Source organism: Pseudoalteromonas sp. OANN1, assembly GCF_024124685.1.
In the GTDB taxonomy this organism is placed as follows: Bacteria; Pseudomonadota; Gammaproteobacteria; order Enterobacterales; family Alteromonadaceae; genus Pseudoalteromonas; species Pseudoalteromonas piscicida.
The window spans coordinates 30,021-50,762 of record NZ_JAMXSE010000019.1 but is presented as its reverse complement, the minus strand read 5'-3'; the positions used below and the strand labels follow the sequence as shown (position 1 = coordinate 50,762).

The following is a 20,742-nucleotide window of genomic DNA, read 5'->3' as shown; positions in this document are numbered from 1 at the left end:
TTGGTAAAATCTTCGCCAATTTTTATAAAAACGAGCATTAAGATGGGCAGAGCATTTGAAGTCCGCAAAAACGCCATGGCAAAAACGGCGGCGGCAAAAACAAAAGTAAACTCAAAATACGGAAAAGAGATTTACGTTGTTGCTAAAAATGGCGGCGCAGATCCTGAAACGAACTTGTCACTACGTCGTTTAATCGACAAGGCAAAGAAAGATCAAGTTCCTGCACACGTTATTGATAAAGCAATCGAAAAAGCGGCAGGCGGTGCAGGTGAAGATTACACGCCAGCGCGTTATGAGGGTTACGGTCCAGGTAACAGCATGATCATCGTTGACTGTTTAACAGACAACATGAACCGTACTATCAAAGATGTTCGCTTACCGTTTACCAAAACTGGTTCAAACTTAGGTAACCCAGGTTGTGTGGCGCATATGTTTGACCACTTTGCAATCTTAGGATTTGCAGGTGATGACGACGAGTCAGTTTTGGAAGCGCTAATGATGGCTGATGTTGATGTTACTGACGTAGAAGTTGAAGACGGCCAAGTTTCTGTTTTCGCACCTCACACTGAATACTTCAAGGCGAAAACAGCACTGACAGAAGCGTTTGAAGGGATCACGTTTGAGGTAGACGAAATCACTTGGGTGCCGCAAACTCACGTAGAAATCGAAGATCCAGAAGCAATCGAGACATTCGAAAAGCTAATCAACATGCTTGAAGATGTGGATGACGTACAAAACGTTTACCACAATGCGATTGTCAAAAGATAAGTCGTTTATCGATATAGCGCACAAATAGTTAAGGCCGACATCGTTCGGCCTTTTTATTGTCTATGCCTTGTGTGTAGCAACATTAGTTTTTATCATGGCAATAGGAAACAATAATAGTAGCGTTTGCGAGCCAATATAGATGACCCAATTAACGTGCCTTGCAATAGGAAAGTAGCCATCCCCTTGGTTTGCGAACAGCCAAAATTGACCGATAATAGCATCCGCTAGCATTGCTAGAATAAAGCCGCTGGCAACTGCGTAGTTGGTTTTTTCGTTGAGTTTAAGGTTTTGAATCATAAGCCAAAAACCAAAAACACCGAGCAAGGTCACTAATAAGCTATAACTTGCGCTCAACAGCAGGGAGTATTGGCTTATCGTGGGTAGGTACATCATTTGATAGCTAAGCGACGATAACGCAATAGACACCACAACCAATACGGTCGCGGTTGCTAATGTTAATGCAAATTCTCGCCTTAAAAACCGAATAAGCAGTCCGAGTAAAAGCCCATAACCAAAGGCAAAAAACCAAATAGAGTCGATCAAGTAGTCATGCTTTATGGTTTGATCTTGACGATGATAAAGCTCAAAGAGATTGAAGTTGACGATATCTCCGCCAGTACATAAGAGCAGTGCTATCCAACAGAGTTTTATGTCTTTGTGTAAAGTACTGGGACTAGTAGCCAAGCTGGTTTTACGAACATGCCACCCTAATCGCAACACAAGAAGTAGTGAGACTGATGGTAAAACCCATTGAAATAAGGCTTGGTGACTTTGCCAAAGTAGGCTGCTGCCAAGCAAAGACGTCACGGTCGCAATGCCAAGCAAAAGCAATGTGATAGGTTTATAGTGGACGGTTTGCAGTATATTATTCACAGTCATTCCTTGTTGGCAATTATGGCAAGCTGTTTAGAGGCTCGTTTTTTCACCTTATGCAAAGTGTAATAATTATCTGCGTAATTGCCTCTTGCTGTATCAATTTACAGTACAATCATTTACAGTATTTGTCTTGCAGATCTATTACATTGCTACTTTTTATAAGGGTAACTCGTTCATGTCTAATCTTAAACTCAATATAGCGCTTTCATGCTCAGTTCTTGCATTGGCTTTTTCTGGGTTTAATGTCATTCAAACCAAATTAGCAACCTCTCCTGTGGCAACGCACGTATATCAGAGCTCAGCTCAACAGCCTCACTATAATGCAACTCAGTATACGCAGAGCACTCAGATTTCAACTGACGAGTCTGAACAAGTTGCTAAGTTAATGGCTCGGATCAATAAACTTGAAACGAGGTTAAAGGCATTGTCGATGGAAAAGTCTGATTTACTTTCTGAGCAAGCGCCGGATGAGTTTGAGTCTTTAATCTTCTCCTTGATAGAAAAGCGTGAGCAGCAGAAAATTGACGAGATGAAAGCAGAAAACCCCATTTATGGCTTTTATGAAGACTTACCCGAAGACTACGAAATGCGGATCAAAACTGATCCTGAGTACGCAAGTCAAATCAGCAACGATTTAAAACAGAAAATTCTAAATAACAGTTTGCCGGCGGCAGAACGTTTAGCTGCAATGAGTCAGCTGCAAATGAACATGTTTATGCTAAATCGCAATGAATTAGAGCAATATGATTATCAAGCTGTAGAATCTATCCTCAATATGACGCATAACATGAGTGATGAAAAGTTGAGGCTACAGGCGCTTGAGCTTGTGTCGCGTACACCTATCGTTGATGAGCGTTTGTCACAATCGTTTGTGAAAATGTTAGAGCAAGAGCCTAATGATTACGTGAAAAGTCTCGCCGCAGAAGGATTGATGTCACAGTACTTCCAGTCAGGTGCCGATCCAAAGCAGCAACAAAGGATCGCACAAGATTTGCTGTCTCTCTATGAAAATGCATCGGATCCTAAGGTTAAAGCCATCCTCAAAAACTTGATGGGCGATGAGCGTATGCTGGAAGAGCTAAAACGCCAGTCTAATGGTTGATGTACATGGAGTTAAAACTTGGAAAATAAGCAGTTAGATATCGAATATCGAGTAATCAAGGAACATATCAATGAGTTTCCGACCCCCATCACGTTTAAACAAGGCGCCAGATTGGCCGTTGGTGAAGAATATGAGGGCGAAGAGGGGTGGGACAATTGGTTTTTCTGTGAAACTGAGGAGCAAGTGTCTGGTTGGGTACCTGCTCAAGTGTTTCGCTTAGTCAATCCCAAACAAGGTATCGCATTAATGGACTATACCGCTCAGGAACTATCGGTAGTTCAAGGTGAACGCTTATTGGGGCATAACCAACTCAATGGTTGGGTGTGGTGCTCAAGTAAAAAGTCAGAGCTGCAAGGTTGGGTACCGCTTCGTAATCTAACGCAAATTTAGTATGTGTTGCTTTTTAGCAACACTCCTCTCTTTTCTTTACTACTTTTTTAAAATACTTGTGTTTTTCGCCAGTTTCCCCGCTCACTCTGTCACTTTTATAGCAATTACCTCAAGATGGGTGTGGGGTTTAAGTTTTTGATTTTTAATTGGTTTTATTTTTTTGCTGGTCTCTTAGAAAATATAAGAAAAAATTTTCGATATTTTTATAAAAATTTTTTCTGGCGGCTCTGCTCAATACCGAATGTGAATGATTGTCGCATGAAACTTAACCGCTTTGGGCTGCACTCAAATCCTAATTTTTTATGGTGTTGCTTTTATGCGACACCTTAACTTATTGAAAATAAATATATTTTTATTTTGTCTCGAAGTCACCTGTTGCTAAATGGCAACAATCTCACTGAATCCATCCTTAATGGAAATCTCCCTTTGTTTTTAACTCGTTGATTCTTAATTACTTTTAAACTTTGGCATCAAAGTTGGAATAGTTACCTCGAAAGCAAAAAACATTCGCTTCAACACAAACCAACGTAGAGAAGCAGAAACGACAAGTTTAGAAATATGAGAGGAACTGATTATGAAAACTTTAGCAATCGCACTATCAGCAGCTGTACTTTCTTTCGCATCAGTAGGTGCTCACGCAGACTCTGAGTTTGATAAATACGATGTTGATGGAGATGGTTACATCTCACTAGGTGAATCAAAAGCGAATCCAAATTTAATGGCGCAGTTTAAAGATCTTGACGCCGACCAAGACGGCCAATTAAGCCAGTCTGAGTTTGATAACTTTGAAGGCTAATCACAAGCCGACGACATAATAGCAAAATTTAAAAATACCCCAATTTAAGGAAAAGATTATGAAAAACGTATTAGCAGCACTATCAATCGCAGGTTTATCAATGGTTTCAGCGTCAGCACTCGCTGGTGATGACTTCGCAAAATTGGATACTGATGGCAATGGTTCAATCAGTGTAACTGAAGCGAGCGTAAGCGCGTCATTGAGCGAGCAGTTCGCGGATTTAGACGCTAATGCCGATGGCGAACTAAGCAAGTCTGAATACGCAAATTACGAAGGCTAATTTGGCACTGGATTTAATAATGAGTTAAAGAGCTGGGCCGCATGCCTAGCTCATCAGAACAAAATGACACAATTGAAGGATTAGATTATGAAAAACGTACTAGCAGCACTATCTATCGCAGGTTTATCAATGGTTTCAGCATCAGCATTTGCTGGTGGCGATTTCGAAAAACTAGATACTGATGGCAACGGTTCAATCAGCGTTACTGAAGCAAGCGTAAGCACTTCGTTAACTGAACAGTTTGCAGACTTAGACACGAACGCCGATGGCGAGCTAAGCAAATCTGAGTACGCGAACTACGAAGGTTAATTGCTAGGTGGGCTTAGCGCCCACTGCCTTTAACACCATTACGAAAACGACAGAAGGATTGGACTATCATGAAAAACGTATTAGCAGCACTTTCAATTGCAGGTTTAACATTCGCTTCAGCTTCTGCATTAGCTGGTGAAGATTTCACTAAATATGATACTGACGGTAACGGCACCATCAGCATGACTGAGGCAAAAGTAAATCAGTCGCTTGCAGAGCAATTTACGCAACTAGACAGCAATGCCGACGGTGAGTTAAGCGAGTCTGAATTCGCAAACTTCCAGGGCTAATCAAGCCGTCCAGAAGCAAATCATATTTAGGAAATTTTAGGAGCAAAATGATGAAAAATGTACTTATCGCACTATCAATCACGGGTTTAACATTAGCTTCAGCAAATACTATCGCTGGTGAAGATTTCGCAAGCTATGACACAGATGGCAACGGTGCTATTAGCATGAGCGAAGCAAAAGTAAATACAGCGCTTATTGAGCAGTTTAAAGACCTAGATGTAAACGCTGACGGAGAACTAAACGAAACTGAGTTCTCTAACTTTAAAGGTTAATTTGCGACTAGAGCCGCAATGAGAGACGGGCATAGTGAGGAGAATGGCTATGAAACTTAGAACGGTATGTGCAACTACCATAGGTGTATTGGTGAGTACGATGGCACTGGCAGCAACCTTATCATTTCAAGATGTAGACAAGGATAAAGACGGGCAGATCAGCCTGCAAGAAGCATCAGTATCATCAACATTACTTGGTCAGTTCGAGAAGCTAGATGCAGACAAAAATGGTCAGCTAAGCGCTTCTGAATTCTCTAACTTTAAAGGCTAGGAGGTCACAATGAAAAAGTTAGCAACAGCAATTACAGCCGCCACAGTACTTTTTGCCGGCTCAGCAATGGCAGCAGAATTTAACGATTTTGATTTAGACAAAGATGGTTTTATCTCTAAAAGCGAAGCGTCACTGTCAGAATCTCTTGCTTCAATCTTTGATAAGCTAGACAGCGACGGAGATGGCAAACTGTCTGAGAAAGAATTTAATCAGTAAGCAAGTGGCAATCCAAAGCGCCACGCCTCCCCAAGCTCGACTTTGTAGTCGGGCTTTTTTTATTTCGAGCTGCTAGGGCCTGCTGACCTTTCAAGTTTGTTTTTGCAGCAGTTTGATTGGTATTTATACAAGGCAGAGCCTGCGTAGCATAGTTATTCTATGTAAGCTAGGCGATAACACAGTAGAAATGCCAATCAAGCGCTGCCCTTTGGGTTCCCCTGAGTGCGCTTTGTTCATTGTTGCTCAACTTTTGCCTAGATTACTAGGCGGACAAGTCGAGCGTCGCGATCAAAACACACTCAGGAGAACAAAAATCAAACAGAAAAGGTCAACAGGCCCTAGATAACTTAAGGTTTGGATAGGGAAGGGATTAACTTAATTCATTAATCCAGGGATGATCCCTGATCCATTTCTGCATTTTAGGAAAGCCTTGTTTTGGGCAAGTCATATCCCATGCATTGAGTAATGGGTAGCCAAACCCTTTCCCTTCCTTAAAAGCAATTACGAAGCTAGCGCTAGCGCCTTTATAGCCATCCTTATGTAATACGACCTCTAAAGGCAAACCAATATATTGGATGGCAGCAACCGACCAAGCAATGGCGGCCATTTCTTCCCCTTGCATGGCTTGTTTTTCTCGGCCATTTTTGAGACCATTTTTATACACGTCTTCATGGAGTTGGTCGCGGAATATCGGCTCACATACGGCGATATGGCCGGCTTCGTGCAATATATCACCGGGGTATAGCAATTTCTCGTTATCGATATAAAGTGTACCTTTTACCGTTTTTAGACCAGGTAAAAATGTATTTTCCTCGACTTCATGAAATCGAAAAGGTAGCTGAATTTCGGTGAGAAAATCACAAATGCGTTTTGTATGCTCGTGCATGTTAACTCTACTTCCCTTGAACAACCGTACTTCATTCTTAGTGAGTTTAACCTACGCTTCCAATTGCGCAAATTACTGGAGATTACAACTTGTTAGAGAGGCAGTTTGATCACAGCAAGCATTTCACCATCATCTTCATTGATTCTAATTTCTTCAAAGCCAAAGCTCGCGTAAAACGATTTTGCAACGGGGTTGCTCGGTACATAACAGATTTCTATGGTGGTAAGGTTTGGTGTCAGCTTGATTTCTTTGAGTGCGAGGGTGAGCGCTTTACGCCCAATCCCTTGTTGCTGACATTGCTGATCAACCATAAAGCGCCAAATGGAGATGCGCTCTATACTCTCTTGTACCCACATTAGCATCCCAACAGCTTCATCATCGTGATAAATTGCGCGCGTGGTGTAGCCATCATTAAATTTTGATTCTACGATGGAAAACATGTTGCAGGCTACCAAATCTTGCTGCTCAGGGCTGACATCTAAATCGCAAATGGCTTCGTAGTTGTGTTTATCAATGGCTCTTAGAGAGATATTCATCACGGCGTCCTTGTATTGTTATAGAAACACTATTTCAAACATGGTTGTTTTGGCAAGAGAAAGTTTGCTTTATTAGCCGCACAATCATTGACCGTTAAGCGCTTCTTCCTCACACTGGAAAGCACTTTCGGCTTTATGTCGTTTTGCCCAAAAACAAGGACCTTGTGATGCAGCTTACCACATTACTTAATATCTCTATTCCTATGATCCAAGCGCCAATGGCGGGTGTGCAAAATTGGCGCTTAGCGGCTGCAGCAACAAATGCCGGAATACTCGGTTCAATTCCTTGTGGGATGCTGAGTAAAGAGCAGGTCGTTGCTGAAATTGAGCATTTTAAAGTACATGCTTCAGGCCCATATAATCTTAACTTTTTTTGCCATGAAATGCCGGAACTTGACCCTTATCAACAAGACAAGTGGAAGAAAAAGCTTGCTTCATATTACGATGAGCTGGAGTTAACACCTAGCGATGACATGGGGATCTTAAGACGCCCATTTGATAGGGAAATGGCTGAGGCCATCGCGCCTTATAAACCTCCCGTGATCAGTTTTCATTTTGGGCTTCCTGATACTGAATTGGTCGAGTTCGTAAAATCGTGGGGGACGACTATTTTATCTTCCGCAACGACCTTAGAAGAGGGGATATGGTTAGCTGAAAATGGTGCAGACATCGTAATAGCACAAGGGATTGAAGCGGGTGGGCATAGGGCAACCTTCACAGAGACAAAGCTTGAGTCTCAACTACATACTCGTCAATTGGTAACTATCCTCGCTGATGCGCTATCGGTTCCTGTAGTGGCTGCCGGGGGGATTGCTTCTCATCATGATGTTACTATGATGCATGAACTGGGTGCATGTGGAACACAAATAGGCACTTGCTTCTTACTATGTGATGAAGCTAGCACCTCTTTGGTACATCGTGATGCACTTAAATCACTGGCTGAGCCGTCTGCCGTGACCAATGTGTTTTCTGGTCGCCCTGCCCGTGGGATTGAAAATCGGCTAATGATAGATCTTAACTTCATTAACGAAGACGTACCGACTTTTCCATATGCATCAGCTGCTTTGACGCCATTGCGCGCTGCTGCTGAAAAGCAAGGATGCGGCGATTTTAGCCCCCTTTGGGCAGGCGTTAACCGCCAAGGTTGCATGGAAGTCAGTACACAAGAGATGGTAGAACATCTATGGAATGTTAAATAACCTGAGCTGCGGATAATTAATGCCTTTCTAGCAGCCAGTTTTAGCGCTAACTGCGTTGAATTCACTTCCAATAGCCAGCTATTGGTGCGTAAATTCGCCTTGTTTTCCCTAAAACTCTCTGGCTAGACAAGGAGAAAACTAAGTTGTGCTTTAGCAACAATGAGTTGGAACATTCCTTATCCAAACCTCAGGTTAAATAAGAAACTTTAGTTAACAAATTTGACACATTTCGAGTTTATGCTCTAGCGTTTTATGACAAGGCCAACTCTGTTGTGCCTTGCTCTTTGTTACCTACGTAAATCGATTATTTGCTTGGGTGACGTATTCGTTATGACAATAATAAACACGGAGTCGTGCATGAGACATTCTATTTTAACAGCCGCGTTATTCGCTTCTTTTTCTTCGCTGGCAACCCCTACTTGCCCAAGTATTACCGCACTAGAAACCCATTATGCAGCACCTAATATGGTCAAGCGTAGCTTTTCTAGCTCATTTAACAAATACTTATCTTGGCTGCCGAGTTACCATATGGTACACGATCAAGTAACCGCTGCCGGTGCTACAACTCAGATCACTGCTAAATTTGACTACGGTAGCATCACTCATAAAGACTTGGAATTCGAGTCGGTGGAGTTTTACTACCGTGCTGAGTCGGACACAAATTGGCAATATCTTGGTGAGCAAACCACCAATGGCGATGGCAAGGCGTTTATCACCTTGCCTGAGTTATCGGCGGGTCAGTATCGTATATACGCAGGCGTACCAGCTGATGGCACTGGTGCACAAGGTTATGTCACGGTTGTTGAGCCAGGCACTCAAGCGGTCCTGTTTGACATCGATGGCACATTGACCGAATCCGATGCCGAGCAAATTGGCGACTATACCGGAATAGATCATGCCGACCCCAAAGATGGCGCTTATGATTTAGTTCGCCACTATCTTGATTTGGGCTATCAACCCGTATTTTTGACAGCCAGAGTGTATTGGTATGCTAAAGGGACACGCGGTTGGTTAAATTGGATGGGCTTACCGCAAGGCTTTCTACGCACATCACTCAGTAATGAAACCAGTTTGTTTAAAACGGCAGAGTATAAAACTGCGGAAATTAATCGCTTAAAAGCGCAGGGTATTGATGTCGTTCGTGCTTATGGTAATGCTAAAACAGATGCTGAAGCCTTTATCAAAGCGGGGATCCCAGCTTCAGAGGCGTTTACTATTGGTTCTGATGCTGGGCATTACGGTACCACAGCAATTACCGGCAATAGTTACCAAGTGCATTTAGGTGAGCTCACAACTTATCCTCACGCTGATTGCTTGTAGACCTTCCCCTCGATTGATCCTAATTTTTAGAAATTCGCAAAAGGAGCCGTATTTTGGCTTCTTTTGGGGAATCCTGTGTACTAACTTACGCTGCCATTATTTACTTTTGTTTACGTAACATTCATCAAAATTTCATTTTTCACACTATTCTGGCTTGACCTCTGACCATTGTAATCTAAAGTTTATTTGTTACTAAATTGTAATAATTGGAGCAAGTACATGAAAAGGTTAATTCTCAGCGCCCTGCTTGGGTTGCTATCGGTCGTTACCTCTCCCGCCCACAGCGGTGAGGAATTAGAGTATCCCGTGGTATTAGTTCACGGTCTGTTTGGCTTTGATAATCTGCTCGGAGTAGATTATTTTTATCGCGTACCACAAGTGATCCATGAGGAAGGTGGGCAGGTTTATGTTGCAGAAGTATCATCAGCCCATAATTCAGAATTGCGTGGTGAGCAACTACTAGAGCAAGTTGCGTTGGTTCGAGCATTAACGGGGAAAGACAAAGTTAATTTAATTGGTCACAGCCAAGGCGCGCAAACTATTCGCTACGTTGCTTCAGTTAAACCTGAGTGGGTGGCCTCAGCGACTAGTATTGGTGGCGTAAACTGGGGTAGCCGTTTTGCTGATGTTGTTCGCGGTGGAGTAGACAGTGGTTCATTTTCGGAGCAGTTTTTAGCGTCGCTTGCTAACGGCCTTGCGGGGTTGATTGATTTGTTATCTGGTAAAGCAACCGCACCAAAAGACGCACTCGAAGCGCTAGGCGCTTTGACCACGGCTGGCACATTAGCATTTAACCAAAAATACCCTGAGGGTGTGCCAAGCCATTATTGTGGCGAAACGCAAAGTCTAGCGAGCAATGGCGTGCATTATTTTTCATGGAGTGGCAGCAAAGCGTGGACCAACGTATTTGACCCTGCTGACAACGCACTTGCACTGTTCTCTCAAGTTTTTGATGAGGCCAACGACGGCCTAGTATCAGCTTGTTCTAGTAATTTAGGTCAGGTGATCAATAACCAATTCAAAATGAACCATTTAGATCAGGTAAACCACACCATTGGTATTCATCACTTGTTCGAAACAGACCCATTAACCGTTTATCGCCAGCATATTCGCCGCTTAAAAGGTCTGGCGCTATGAAAAAGTGGGACTTTTTGCTAATCATTTTGACTATGCTGTCGCTGGTTTATATCGAGAGTGAACAGCAAGAGACGCCGCGTCATGTTCCCCGGTTCGCGGAGTTATCTGAGCAGCAAAATGATGCGCATAAGGTCCCACAACCCACAAGGAGTGCATCTGTAAGCGTACATTGTGAGACCATTAATAAACAGCATAAGTACCAAATCGACGATTGGCTTTTTGAGCTACAAAACCATAACCAAGCCGAGCAGTGGCAAGCTTATCTGGATTTATTGCCACAATGCCTTCACGAAGTTGCTGGTCTCTACGTGCAATTTAAGCAGGCCTTAATTGATGTGGATGCGCATCTTAATCTACAAGAACGTGTTGAGCTACTACACGCACTGCAGCGGCAATTTTTCACGGATGAAGTGATAGCAGTTTGGTTTGAAGATGATAATGCGTCGGATACGCAAGCTTTGAGTCGCTGGCAAATTTTGTCAGACGCATCTATATCTGAGTCGCAAAAACAGCAATTAATTGAAACGCATATCAGTGGGCTCCCAAAGCGCGAACAAGTGTTATTTCAAACCTCAGGCCAGTTACACACCCTAAACGCAAATTGGCAGCAAAAACACTATAACGAACTAAGTGCTGAGTACGGTGATGAAGCCGCAACGCGTATACTTGAAGTCCAGAAGCAACAACAGCATTGGCAGCAAAAACTACAAAGCTTTATGCTGCAAAAACAAAATATTCTAGCCGAGCTTGGTGATAGCCAAATCGCAAAAGAAAAAGTCGAGTCACTACTCAAACAAACCTTTACGGAGAATGAGCAAAAGCGAGTTGCTGTATTGGTTAAGTGATAATTTTTTAGTTATTGATAAGATGTATAGGCCGATTACGTGGAGCAGCCAAACCTGCAGCCATGAGCCCATCTTGATAACTGGTCAATACAATCAAAGAAGCAGTAAAACATGAAAATTGAACCAAACCTGTGGCAGCTTTATTTACAAGTATATTTTCAACCAATACAGCCAATCCGCTTTGATACACGGGGCGCTATTTTGAGCCTTTGGAATCCACATGGAAAGGTATTTTGTAAAGATAGAAATCAGCGCTTATCACGATTTTGGCAAGGGGCTTTACAGCGTGCAAATGTGCCTTATCAGTTGCTGTGGGGCGGTGATCAGCAAATGCAATATCGAGAGTTAAGTGCTTATATAAAATGTGATTTAGCATCGGGATACCGATGGGCGGCACGATTAAACCAATTGGGATTTTATTTCGTTGAAGATAATCAATTGCATCTCTATAACAGTAGCGATAAAGCGCAAAGCGATGTGGTGACGGATAAGTTCGTATCTCGGATTATCTTTGCTGCACTGCCTAAAAAGAACTCTGGGTGTCTAACTGTGCGAAGCGCTGTGCAATAACAGAACTGTCGAAAGAGCTAATGCTCAGTTAGGAGACCGAGTGAAAAGGCGATTCAATTGAGTGGACTTACACCGCTTCACCGATTTCTTCATCCACCAAGCTTTTTATTTCCTGCCTCACCCACTGGTGGATTGGACTATTGTGATGAATGAGATGCCAAAATTGTTCAACTTGAAAATCGGCAGTGTGAAACGGTAAATCGGCCACCGTGATGTCATAACGTCTACTTAAATGAGTGACCAGACGTTTTGGTAATGTGGCAATCAGATCCGTGTTAATCAATAACTCCGGCACCATCGAAAAATGTGGTAAAGATGCCACTACTTCCCGCTGAGCATCCAACCTTTTCAGCTCATGATCCATATCCGTTTTGCACAAGCCATTACCAGAAATGATGAGATGTCGGCTCTGGCAATAACGGGTTAACGTCATAGGCTGATGAGCCCATTTATGCTGACAACACATTACTATGGCATAATTATCATTAAATAAGCGCTGTTTAAATACGTTGGTGGGTGTCTCATCCGTGGAGTACAGTAGTAAATCCGCCACCTTTTCCAAGTAGTCATGAAGCGGTATAAACGAGTTGTAAGACACAATTTGTAATTTCAAATTTGGAGCACGCTGTTGAAAACGCGCTAACAATTTCGGCACTATCATCATCATTTCGAAATCCAGCGCCCCTATAGTGAATACGCCTGAGTATTGCAGGGGATCAAACTCGTCATCCACCAACATATGACGAATAGTAGTAAGTGATAGCTCGAGTTCGCTACGAAGGCGCTCACCTTTTGCAGTTAAACGGTACTCATTTTTCACCTTTACCAATAATGGATCAGCAAATTGCTTACGCAAGCGCATCAGGGCTCGGCTCACTGCTGGCTGGCTCATGTTTAATGCTTGAGCGGCTTGACTAATATGCTTGTGGATCAACACCTTCTCTAAGATCGTTAACAGATTTAAGTCAATACTACGTAGATTTAACTCAGGTACACCCATACCATCACCGTATAAAATTATGCGTAAATGATCTACATACTATAACAAACATGCATTTTTGATATGTTTGTTTTTGTTTTATCTTTTTTTCATCTTATTGAGGAGAGAAAAATGAAACTATCCACCTTAGCTTTAACCCCTATTGCTGCTGCAGTGTTTGCTTTTAATGTCAGTGCGAAAGGCCATGACCATAATAACCAGCACGCGATTTTATTCCCTGGTGAAACGGTTCAAACCGAAGTCGAACCATCAACAAAGCACTCGCTGAAAATCGGCCAAAAAATCAATAACCTTTATGAACGCCAGTTTGATGACAGTAAATTCACGGTGCAAAAATTGGGTAAAAATACCTACTGGATCGGAGTAAATTACTACAATGCTACCGTTGTGGTGTCCAAAGACTCGGTGTTGCTGATTGACCCTCTTGGTGATGGCCGTATTGATGCGCTTTTTCGAGGTATTCAATCCATCACCAATAAGCCGATCACTGCTATTATGTATTCTCATTATCACCTAGATCATGTCGGAGGAGGTAATCAACTAATTGACTTAATTAAGAAAAATTATCCAAGGGTGGGGCATGTCCGTGTTATCGCTAGTCAAACCGTTGCTGACAAGATCAACCTCCACGCAGAATTGGACGAAAACGGTGTAAGAACCCCTAAAGTTCCAGCACCAAATGAAGTGTACGATTTGAAAAGAGCTAGAACGGTCAAATTTGGCTCAATAAGGCTGAAGATGATGGCACCAGAAGGTTCTGGTCATACACCGGATAACACGATGATTCTAATTCCAAGCGATCGCGTGCTGCATTTCGCCGACATGATTAACCCTGATCAGCTGCCGTTTTACAATTTCGCGGGAGCGGAAGATTTCCATGGTTACGAAGTGGATCTACAAAATCTTCTGAGGAAACCCCTCAGTAAGCACTGGAACTTTATTAACGGCGGTCATGGCAATATAGGCTCAAAAAAGGACGTAAAAGATCTGCTGGAATACATTGCTGATGTTAGAACTGAAGTCGGTAAACAATTAGAAGTTGCACCCTACACCCCAATTTTTAGTGACGGCAACCACTTCATCTGGTTCAAACGCTGGCAAGAAGAGATCGTCAACAATGTGCATTCCGAACTAGCGAACAAATATGGGCATATGTATGGTTTTGATTCAGGTGTGGTGGAAACCCACGCAGCCATAATTTTAGCAGATATGATCGATCATTAAGTTCACTCCGGTCACACGGCGCGCTAAGCGCCGATTTTTTCTGCACCAACTAAATTGAAGAACCTAGCTGAATTGACATCCACGTTTGTAACAAACTAAAAACTGAATAAAATAAGCGCACATAAAATCTATTTACCACCAGCCATTGGAGAATTGGCTCTTTAACTATTGTATAAAGCCAACTATTTCAAGGTCGGCCAGATAAACTATCATCCATATTTGCTGTACCAGTTCAGATTAGCACTGACAGTAAAACTCCCGGGTCGCTGATATCAGCCTCTTTCATTGCTTCCCCGATCTCTTTACTTAGGGTCATCATTTGCATTTGTAACTGAGCTACCATTTGATGTTGCAATTCTATTTGTGCTTTGAGAGTTTCGTCATCTTGGTTTGTTTGAGCTTTTAACTTTTCAAGTTGCTTCTTTGCCTGTTCTAAAAGTTCTTTAAGCTTTTCTAACTGCTCAACCATTTTTTGAATATGACTTGGTAACTCACTTCTTTTATCTTGTTCAGCTTTTTCTGTTGCTTCACGGCCAGAAAGCCTATTTAGCTCAGTTGAAGTTAATTTGTATCCTACTTTATTTGCTTCAATTTTATATTCGCTGTTTTGCGTTGATAAAGTACTAACTTTAGGAGAGGTGTTCATACAAAATTAATTGGTTTACTGCAGGTGAACTGTTATCGGCAGAGACCTTGAAAACTAGAGTTTGATAGAAGGAATTGTTTACTAACCACTTACTAACTTTGCCTAGCGCATAGCCGTGGCAGCAGTACAAATCAAACCTTTATAATCTGAGAGCTGACTTTGACCTTGAAAGGTTTGCAGCACGAATAAAAAACAGGGCCGAAATTAGGCCCTGTTTGCTCTACTTAATTGGTTTATTTTAAGTCAAAGCGGTCTAGTTGCATTACCTTCACCCAAGCGGCGATAAAATCGTCTACAAACTTCTGTTTGGCATCGTCCGATGCATAGACTTCGGTAATTGCGCGAAGCTCAGAGTTAGAACCAAAGATTAAATCAACTGGTGTTGCCGTCCATTTTATCTCTCCAGTTTTACGGTCACGGCCTTCGTATAGGCCTTCTTGACCTTCTACCTTTGACCATTTAGTCGACATATCTAGCAGGTTAACAAAGAAGTCGTTGCTCAACTGACCTGGTTTGTCAGTAAATACACCGTGCTCTGCACCTTTGTAGTTTGCGTCTAAGCTACGTAGGCCGCCTAATAGTACTGTCATCTCAGGTACAGATAGGTCCAGCATATTGGCTTTGTCTACTAACATTTCAGTTGGTGACATAAACGCCTCATCACTGTAATAGTTACGGAACGCGTCTGCCTTTGGCTCAAGGTAGCTAAATGATAAGACGTCCGTTTGTGCTTGTGAGGCATCGGTACGGCCTGGTTTAAACGCTACATTTACTTTGTAGCCTGCGTCGTTTGCAGCTTTTTCAACTGCTGCAGAACCACCTAACACAATCAAGTCGGCAATAGAGACTGCTTTTTTGCCAGCGCGCTTATTAAAGCGGGTTTGAATGTCCGTCAATGTAGCTAGCACTTTGTTTACCTCGTCAGGGTTGTTTATCTCCCAACTTATCTGAGGCTCAAGGCGTAAACGGCCACCGTTAGCACCACCACGCATATCAGTAACACGGTGGCTAGATGCTGCCGACCATGCTGTTCTGATCAGTTCTTGCTTTGTTAGACCTGAGTTCAAGATTGATTTTTTCAGGGCATTTATGTCCTTACTATCAATCATCTTATAGTCTGCTTTTGGAATTGGATCTTGCCAAGTAAGTACTTCGCTCGGTACTTCCGAACCTACATAACGGGCTCTTGGACCCATATCACGGTGAGTCAATTTGAACCAAGCCTTCGCGAACGCCAATTCATATTGCTTTGGATCTTTGCGGAAGCGTTCAATGATCTTGCGATATTCAGGGTCAAATTTTAATGCCAAATCTGTGGTGAACATTATCGGTGCATGGCGTTTACCTTCAATGTGGGCGTCTGGTACTAGGTTTGCCGCAGCTTTGTTATCTGGGATCCACTGGGTCGCACCAGCTGGGCTTTTTGTCATTACCCAATTGAAGTTCATTAGGTTGTCGAGATAATTGGTTGACCACTGAGTTGGTGTGACCGTCCAAGCACCTTCTAAACCACTTGTTGTGGTGTCTGCACCTTTACCCGTGCCGCATTTATTTTTCCAGCCTAGGCCTTGTGCTTCAATCTCTGCAGCGGCTGGTTCTTTACCCACACAATCAGATGGCTTTTTCGCGCCATGTGCTTTACCAAAGGTGTGACCACCCGCGATAAGAGCGACCACTTCTTCGTCGTTCATGGCCATGCGACCAAATGACATGCGAATGTCTTTCGCGGCAAGTAATGGATCTGGTTTACCGTGTGGGCCTTCAGGGTTGACATAAATAAGTCCCATTTCAACGGCTGCTAATGGGCCCTTTAGTTTGCCTTTCTTGTCACGACGCTCGTCTTTTAAGAAAGCATCTTCTGGACCCCAATAAACTAAATCTGGCTCCCAATCGTCTTGACGGCCACCGGCGAAACCAAAGGTCTTAAAGCCCATTGACTCAAGCGCAACGTTGCCCGCTAAGACCATTAGGTCTGCCCACGATAGGCTACGACCGTACTTTTGTTTAATCGGCCATAATAATCGTCTTGCTTTGTCTAAGTTTGCATTATCAGGCCAGCTGTTTAACGGATCGAAACGTTGTTGGCCACCAGCCGAGCCACCACGGCCATCGTGTACACGATAGACCCCAGCGCTATGCCATGCCATACGGATCATAAACGGACCATAATGTCCCCAGTCGGCAGGCCACCAGTCTTGTGAATTGGTGAGTGTTTGCTCAATGTCTTTTTTGACTTGCTTAAGATCTAATTTATTGAATTCAGCTGCATAATCAAAGTTTGCGCCGTAAGGGTTGGATTCTGGGCTGTGTTGTCTTAATGGGCTTAGGTTTAGTTGTTCTGGCCACCAAAATTGGTTGGTTTTTGCTTCACTCATTGCAGCAAAGCTCGGGGCTGATAGCGTTGTTGTTACTGCGAGCGCTACGGCAGACAACATCGTTCTAGATTTTCTATTCATGGGGTTTTCCCTCGTAATTAAAGTGTGTCTCAAACTGCGTGTTAAACTTTAGTTCACAAATTAAAAAGAGAAAATCCAGAAAAACAAATTGGTATGTTCGGAAAAATAAATCGATAAAAAATGATATTTATCAAGATATTATATTTTTCCTATAGCGGGAATATTTTTGAAGTAAAACTTTAATTTAGTATTTTGCAATAATTAGCTTAAAACAGAAAGCTTGTAAGATCATATTGAATTTTGGTAGCTAGCTAGGTGCGCAAAGATTGTGCAAAAAAGTCTCGTGATTGTATTGGATATAAAATAAAGATGTCGGAGTAGTGAGTTCTACTCCGCTTTATTCGCCAATATTGAAAATAGCAATGGTACTTGATGCCCTTTATTCAATAATTGAAAGCCTTGTCCAGACACCGCCTCTAAACCTTCAAAGCAGTTATATGGACTGAAAGGGTGCTCATCGAAGTGGGTAATTGTAAGACCTGCTTGCATTAAGGACTGCATCACTTCGGCGATTGAGTGTGGCCAAGTCGCAATGGTTTGTTTGCTATCTTGGTGGTTCTCAGTATAGGTTGATTCTTCGCTAATATCCGGCTGAGTTTGTGGGAAATAAGGGTAACCCAAATGAAGGTCAATACTTGGGTGAAACTCCACGAAACAAAACTGACCGCCGGGCTTCAATGCACAGGCAATAGTGGCAGCCCATTGAGATAAATCTTGCAACCAGCAGATGGTGCCATAGGATGCAAAGACAATGTCGAATCGTGTGGTATTCTCAAGCCCAAATTGCGCGATATCCAGACAGATAAAACTGGCATTAAGCCCAGTTTGTTGAGCCAATGTATTTGCTCGGGTTATGGCTTCTGTCGAAAAGTCGACACCAGTTACCTTAGCCCCCAGCCTTGCGAATGATAGGCTATCTAAGCCGAAGTGACATTGTAGGTGAAGCAGACTCTTGCCTGATACATCACCAAGTAGCTCACATTCAATGGGATTGAGCGAAGAGGTACCTTGCAAAAAGCGATTGACGTCATAAAACTCAGAGTCAAAATGTGCCTTGGCTCGTTCTTCCCATGCCGCACGATTGAGAGAGACATAATCCATATTGAATTCCCTATTTTTGTGGATTTTCTTTAACAATAAACAAGTTAGATAAATTAGTAAATAAACCGAGGCAAGACTGCCCCGGCTTAGTTGGGATCCCGTTTATTTCTTCGGATCGTGTTTGTCGAACCACCACTGAATATAAGCCACTTTGTTTAGCAGGTTGGATGGCCTTTTGGTAATTCCGTGTGAGGCATCTGGAATTCTGACCATAGCTGTTTCTACACCTTGTAGCTTAAGCGCTTGATAATACTGCTCAGTTTCTGAGATTGGCGTACGATAATCCGCTTCACCTGTCAGTAGCATCGTTGGAGTTTTTACATTACCGACATAGCTAATAGGTGAGCGTTTCATATAATGTTCCATGTGCTCCCATGGTTTTCCTGGGAACCAGTAGTCCGCAAAAAATGGATAGAAATCTGCTGTTAATACAAAGCTATACCAGTTGATCACCGGCTTTGCTACGACTGCTGCTGCGAATCTATCCGTGTGACCGACCGTCCACGCGGTGAGTACGCCACCACCTGAACCGCCCGTAACAAACAAGCGGTCTTTGTCTATATAACCTTCGCCGATCAGATGATCCACACCTGTCATTAGGTCATCAAAGTCATGACTTGGGTAGTTGTGGTGGATAGTTTGGGCAAACTCTTTGCCGTAGGAATCGCTGCCCCGTGGATTCATGTAAAGCACCACGCTGCCTTGGGCGGCAAAAAGTTGTACTTCGGCGCTAAAATGTGGGCCGTAGTTTGCAACTGGGCCACCGTGGATCTCAAGTACGAGCGGATACTTTTTAGATTTATCGAACCCGGGAGGGTAGGCGACCCAAGCTTGAATTGGCAGTTGATCATGTTTCGACTTTAGCCAAACTTCTTCAACTTTTGCCAGTGTTTTATCGCCAAGTGCATCTTCGTTAAGCTTTGTAATTGGTCTTGGCTCGCCGCGTTTTACGATTGCAACATCGGCAGGGCGCTGGGTATCTGCGAGTGTAAAAGCTACTAATCCACGGTCACTGATGGCATAGTCACCACCTGAATAGGGGCGACCAAAACTAACACTACCAATGGCATCCGTTATCTGCTCAAAACGCCCTTTTAACGGCTGGTAGCCAAGTGTGGTTTTCCCTTCACTGTCGTAACTTACATAGACGCCACGGCTGTTGGCGGCCCAAGTGATAGAGGCAAGGCTTCTATCTAAATCGGCTGCATAGGTTTTGGTTTCGCCTGATTTGAGATCTTTGATATAGAGTAGGCTGTTCTCGTAATTAGTTTTTTTATCATCATAACCAAGGTAAGCCAGATAGTGGCCATTAGGTGACACCTCTGGGTGATTATCTGGGCCAACTCGGTCAGTTACCGCTGTGATTTCAAGCGAGTTTAGGTCTAGCTTATAGATTTCACTGTTAGTTGGGTTTAACTGGTTATCCTTGTGGCGATTAGCTGAAAAATACAGCGCCTTTGCGTCATCAGCAAAACTCAGTTCGCCGCCATGATCAAAGTTGCCTGAGGTTAACTGTTTTGCGTTGCCACCGTTGGCGTCAATTTTGAAAATATGATTAAAGCCCGGTTCGGTATAACCAGCACCGTCGGCGCGATAATATACCTCATCGATAAATACGGGTGGCTTTGCCCATTCTGCTCCTTTGGGTTTCCCAGCAACAGATACCGGTGGTGCCTTTTGGCTGGGAACAAACTGGCTAAAGTATAGGCTTTTACCATCTGGGGACCAATGCAGTCCCGATGGTCCGTGGGCTAAATTGCTGATCTTGGCAATGGCTCCAGTTGCTAACCATTTCACATAAATTTGGCTACTACCGTCGCGAGTAGAAACAAAAGCGATGCGATCATTACTAGGCGACAGCACTGGAGAATAATCCATGTGCAATCCAGAGGTAACTGGCTGCATTGCGTTGGTAGCAAGGTCTACGGACCAAATATTACCGACTTTTCTATCACTTTTGATATCCATGCGGTTGCGCACGAAGAAGACTTTGTCACCGTCATTGGTGATGTTAATTTGATTAGCATATTCAAGATTAAATATATCGTTTGGCTCAAGAGGTGCGGCTTGCACAGCGCAAGCTGAGCTTGCAATCGCGACGCCTGCTAGAAAGTATTTCATGACTCATCCTGTTTCTAATTATCATTTCCACTATGCGCCATATTGCAGCTTAATCAACTCTTTGCGGTGAACAAATTAAAAATCCATAAAAAAGTGCTTTACCTCAACTTAGCTTGCGGTTTTATCGTTGC

At 43.1% G+C, this 20,742-nt stretch carries 24 protein-coding genes; 16 read left to right on the top strand and 8 right to left on the bottom strand.

The window, feature by feature from the left end:
- The first annotated feature begins 42 nt into the window (after positions 1-42).
- The gene (locus tag NH462_RS15615) at positions 43-768 is read left to right on the top strand and encodes a YebC/PmpR family DNA-binding transcriptional regulator (protein ID WP_010375669.1); all 726 of its coding nucleotides are present in this window, start codon (positions 43-45) and stop codon (positions 766-768) included.
- Positions 769-828: 60 nt separating this feature from the next.
- Here the strand turns inward: NH462_RS15615 and NH462_RS15610 are convergent, their stop codons facing one another.
- Positions 829-1,647 (bottom strand): hypothetical protein, encoded by an 819-nt coding sequence (locus NH462_RS15610; RefSeq protein WP_253106507.1) that lies wholly within the window; start codon positions 1,645-1,647, stop codon positions 829-831.
- Positions 1,648-1,819: 172 nt separating this feature from the next.
- Between NH462_RS15610 and NH462_RS15605 the strand changes: the two genes are divergently transcribed.
- The 9 genes from NH462_RS15605 (at position 1,820) to NH462_RS15565 (ending at position 5,570) form a co-directional block, all read left to right on the top strand.
- Positions 1,820-2,746, top strand: a complete 927-nt coding sequence (locus NH462_RS15605) for a hypothetical protein (protein ID WP_253106505.1) — start codon at positions 1,820-1,822, stop codon at positions 2,744-2,746.
- An 18-nt stretch (positions 2,747-2,764) separates the two neighbouring features.
- Positions 2,765-3,136: an SH3 domain-containing protein gene (locus NH462_RS15600; RefSeq protein ID WP_253106504.1), complete on the top strand. Its 372-nt coding sequence runs from the start codon at positions 2,765-2,767 to the stop codon at positions 3,134-3,136.
- Positions 3,137-3,710: 574 nt separating this feature from the next.
- Positions 3,711-3,932 carry a calmodulin gene (locus tag NH462_RS15595; RefSeq protein ID WP_017218756.1) on the top strand — a complete coding sequence of 74 codons (222 nt, stop codon included), beginning with the start codon at positions 3,711-3,713 and terminating at the stop codon, positions 3,930-3,932.
- 58 nt (positions 3,933-3,990) lie between these two features.
- A complete protein-coding gene (locus tag NH462_RS15590) occupies positions 3,991-4,212 on the top strand; it encodes a calmodulin (RefSeq protein WP_010375680.1) in 222 nt (73 codons plus the stop codon).
- A gap of 87 nt (positions 4,213-4,299) precedes the next feature.
- Positions 4,300-4,521, top strand: coding sequence for an EF-hand domain-containing protein (locus NH462_RS15585; RefSeq protein ID WP_010375681.1), 222 nt, complete (start codon positions 4,300-4,302; stop codon positions 4,519-4,521).
- A gap of 68 nt (positions 4,522-4,589) precedes the next feature.
- On the top strand, positions 4,590-4,811 hold the full coding sequence (locus tag NH462_RS15580; RefSeq protein WP_010375682.1) for a calmodulin: 222 nt from the start codon (positions 4,590-4,592) through the stop codon (positions 4,809-4,811).
- A gap of 50 nt (positions 4,812-4,861) precedes the next feature.
- The gene (locus NH462_RS15575; RefSeq protein WP_010375683.1) at positions 4,862-5,083 is read left to right on the top strand and encodes an EF-hand domain-containing protein; all 222 of its coding nucleotides are present in this window, start codon (positions 4,862-4,864) and stop codon (positions 5,081-5,083) included.
- Positions 5,084-5,132: 49 nt separating this feature from the next.
- Positions 5,133-5,354 (top strand): crotonobetainyl-CoA--carnitine CoA-transferase, encoded by a 222-nt coding sequence (locus NH462_RS15570; RefSeq protein ID WP_253106502.1) that lies wholly within the window; start codon positions 5,133-5,135, stop codon positions 5,352-5,354.
- Positions 5,355-5,363: 9 nt separating this feature from the next.
- Positions 5,364-5,570, top strand: a complete 207-nt coding sequence (locus NH462_RS15565) for an EF-hand domain-containing protein (protein ID WP_010375685.1) — start codon at positions 5,364-5,366, stop codon at positions 5,568-5,570.
- 370 nt (positions 5,571-5,940) lie between these two features.
- Here the strand turns inward: NH462_RS15565 and NH462_RS15560 are convergent, their stop codons facing one another.
- Both NH462_RS15560 and NH462_RS15555 read right to left on the bottom strand, forming a co-directional pair.
- The gene (locus NH462_RS15560) at positions 5,941-6,456 is read right to left on the bottom strand and encodes a hypothetical protein (protein WP_253106498.1); all 516 of its coding nucleotides are present in this window, start codon (positions 6,454-6,456) and stop codon (positions 5,941-5,943) included.
- A gap of 92 nt (positions 6,457-6,548) precedes the next feature.
- Positions 6,549-6,992: a GNAT family N-acetyltransferase gene (locus tag NH462_RS15555; protein ID WP_010375690.1), complete on the bottom strand. Its 444-nt coding sequence runs from the start codon at positions 6,990-6,992 to the stop codon at positions 6,549-6,551.
- Between the two features lie 143 nt (positions 6,993-7,135).
- On the opposite strand from NH462_RS15555, the gene NH462_RS15550 reads away from it, so the two are divergent.
- From NH462_RS15550 to NH462_RS15530, 5 genes are all read left to right on the top strand, one after another.
- Positions 7,136-8,191, top strand: a complete 1,056-nt coding sequence (locus NH462_RS15550) for a nitronate monooxygenase (protein WP_290442450.1) — start codon at positions 7,136-7,138, stop codon at positions 8,189-8,191.
- A gap of 357 nt (positions 8,192-8,548) precedes the next feature.
- Entirely contained in the window at positions 8,549-9,511 is a 963-nt protein-coding gene (locus NH462_RS15545) for a phosphatidylinositol transfer protein (RefSeq protein ID WP_253106492.1), read from the top strand.
- Between the two features lie 219 nt (positions 9,512-9,730).
- Complete coding sequence (locus NH462_RS15540) at positions 9,731-10,648, top strand: triacylglycerol lipase (protein WP_010375696.1); 918 nt, start codon at positions 9,731-9,733, stop codon at positions 10,646-10,648.
- Positions 10,645-11,493, top strand: a complete 849-nt coding sequence (locus NH462_RS15535) for a lipase chaperone (protein WP_253106491.1) — start codon at positions 10,645-10,647, stop codon at positions 11,491-11,493. The genes NH462_RS15540 and NH462_RS15535 overlap by 4 nt, the downstream gene beginning before the upstream one ends.
- Before the next feature lie 111 nt (positions 11,494-11,604).
- Positions 11,605-12,063, top strand: a complete 459-nt coding sequence (locus NH462_RS15530; protein WP_253106490.1) for a hypothetical protein — start codon at positions 11,605-11,607, stop codon at positions 12,061-12,063.
- Between the two features lie 67 nt (positions 12,064-12,130).
- Here the strand turns inward: NH462_RS15530 and NH462_RS15525 are convergent, their stop codons facing one another.
- Entirely contained in the window at positions 12,131-13,063 is a 933-nt protein-coding gene (locus NH462_RS15525) for a LysR family transcriptional regulator (RefSeq protein ID WP_017218744.1), read from the bottom strand.
- 111 nt (positions 13,064-13,174) lie between these two features.
- Between NH462_RS15525 and NH462_RS15520 the strand changes: the two genes are divergently transcribed.
- Positions 13,175-14,287 carry a VarG family subclass B1-like metallo-beta-lactamase gene (locus NH462_RS15520; RefSeq protein WP_253106489.1) on the top strand — a complete coding sequence of 371 codons (1,113 nt, stop codon included), beginning with the start codon at positions 13,175-13,177 and terminating at the stop codon, positions 14,285-14,287.
- Between the two features lie 232 nt (positions 14,288-14,519).
- On the opposite strand, the gene NH462_RS15515 is transcribed toward NH462_RS15520, so the two are convergent.
- The 4 genes from NH462_RS15515 to NH462_RS15500 all read right to left on the bottom strand — a co-directional run bounded on the left by NH462_RS15515 (position 14,520) and on the right by NH462_RS15500 (position 20,611).
- Positions 14,520-14,933, bottom strand: coding sequence for a hypothetical protein (locus tag NH462_RS15515; RefSeq protein WP_010375706.1), 414 nt, complete (start codon positions 14,931-14,933; stop codon positions 14,520-14,522).
- A 233-nt stretch (positions 14,934-15,166) separates the two neighbouring features.
- The gene (katG, locus tag NH462_RS15510) at positions 15,167-17,389 is read right to left on the bottom strand and encodes a catalase/peroxidase HPI (RefSeq protein ID WP_253106487.1); all 2,223 of its coding nucleotides are present in this window, start codon (positions 17,387-17,389) and stop codon (positions 15,167-15,169) included.
- Between the two features lie 327 nt (positions 17,390-17,716).
- The gene (locus NH462_RS15505; protein WP_253106482.1) at positions 17,717-18,490 is read right to left on the bottom strand and encodes a class I SAM-dependent methyltransferase; all 774 of its coding nucleotides are present in this window, start codon (positions 18,488-18,490) and stop codon (positions 17,717-17,719) included.
- 102 nt (positions 18,491-18,592) lie between these two features.
- Entirely contained in the window at positions 18,593-20,611 is a 2,019-nt protein-coding gene (locus NH462_RS15500; RefSeq protein WP_253106479.1) for a S9 family peptidase, read from the bottom strand.
- Positions 20,612-20,742: the final 131 nt, after the last annotated feature.

Coding starts and splice junctions, on each gene's coding strand:
- NH462_RS15570 (WP_253106502.1), top strand. CDS start 5,133: ATGAAACTTAGAACGGTATGTGCAACTACCATAGGTGTATTGGTGAGT.
- NH462_RS15605 (WP_253106505.1), top strand. CDS start 1,820: ATGTCTAATCTTAAACTCAATATAGCGCTTTCATGCTCAGTTCTTGCA.
- NH462_RS15515 (WP_010375706.1), bottom strand. CDS start 14,933: ATGAACACCTCTCCTAAAGTTAGTACTTTATCAACGCAAAACAGCGAA.
- NH462_RS15520 (WP_253106489.1), top strand. CDS start 13,175: ATGAAACTATCCACCTTAGCTTTAACCCCTATTGCTGCTGCAGTGTTT.
- NH462_RS15610 (WP_253106507.1), bottom strand. CDS start 1,647: ATGACTGTGAATAATATACTGCAAACCGTCCACTATAAACCTATCACA.
- NH462_RS15595 (WP_017218756.1), top strand. CDS start 3,711: ATGAAAACTTTAGCAATCGCACTATCAGCAGCTGTACTTTCTTTCGCA.
- NH462_RS15505 (WP_253106482.1), bottom strand. CDS start 18,490: ATGGATTATGTCTCTCTCAATCGTGCGGCATGGGAAGAACGAGCCAAG.
- NH462_RS15590 (WP_010375680.1), top strand. CDS start 3,991: ATGAAAAACGTATTAGCAGCACTATCAATCGCAGGTTTATCAATGGTT.
- NH462_RS15555 (WP_010375690.1), bottom strand. CDS start 6,992: ATGAATATCTCTCTAAGAGCCATTGATAAACACAACTACGAAGCCATT.
- NH462_RS15585 (WP_010375681.1), top strand. CDS start 4,300: ATGAAAAACGTACTAGCAGCACTATCTATCGCAGGTTTATCAATGGTT.
- NH462_RS15560 (WP_253106498.1), bottom strand. CDS start 6,456: ATGCACGAGCATACAAAACGCATTTGTGATTTTCTCACCGAAATTCAG.
- NH462_RS15575 (WP_010375683.1), top strand. CDS start 4,862: ATGAAAAATGTACTTATCGCACTATCAATCACGGGTTTAACATTAGCT.
- NH462_RS15615 (WP_010375669.1), top strand. CDS start 43: ATGGGCAGAGCATTTGAAGTCCGCAAAAACGCCATGGCAAAAACGGCG.
- NH462_RS15540 (WP_010375696.1), top strand. CDS start 9,731: ATGAAAAGGTTAATTCTCAGCGCCCTGCTTGGGTTGCTATCGGTCGTT.
- NH462_RS15530 (WP_253106490.1), top strand. CDS start 11,605: ATGAAAATTGAACCAAACCTGTGGCAGCTTTATTTACAAGTATATTTT.
- NH462_RS15565 (WP_010375685.1), top strand. CDS start 5,364: ATGAAAAAGTTAGCAACAGCAATTACAGCCGCCACAGTACTTTTTGCC.
- NH462_RS15545 (WP_253106492.1), top strand. CDS start 8,549: ATGAGACATTCTATTTTAACAGCCGCGTTATTCGCTTCTTTTTCTTCG.
- NH462_RS15525 (WP_017218744.1), bottom strand. CDS start 13,063: ATGGGTGTACCTGAGTTAAATCTACGTAGTATTGACTTAAATCTGTTA.
- NH462_RS15580 (WP_010375682.1), top strand. CDS start 4,590: ATGAAAAACGTATTAGCAGCACTTTCAATTGCAGGTTTAACATTCGCT.
- NH462_RS15500 (WP_253106479.1), bottom strand. CDS start 20,611: ATGAAATACTTTCTAGCAGGCGTCGCGATTGCAAGCTCAGCTTGCGCT.
- NH462_RS15535 (WP_253106491.1), top strand. CDS start 10,645: ATGAAAAAGTGGGACTTTTTGCTAATCATTTTGACTATGCTGTCGCTG.
- katG (WP_253106487.1), bottom strand. CDS start 17,389: ATGAATAGAAAATCTAGAACGATGTTGTCTGCCGTAGCGCTCGCAGTA.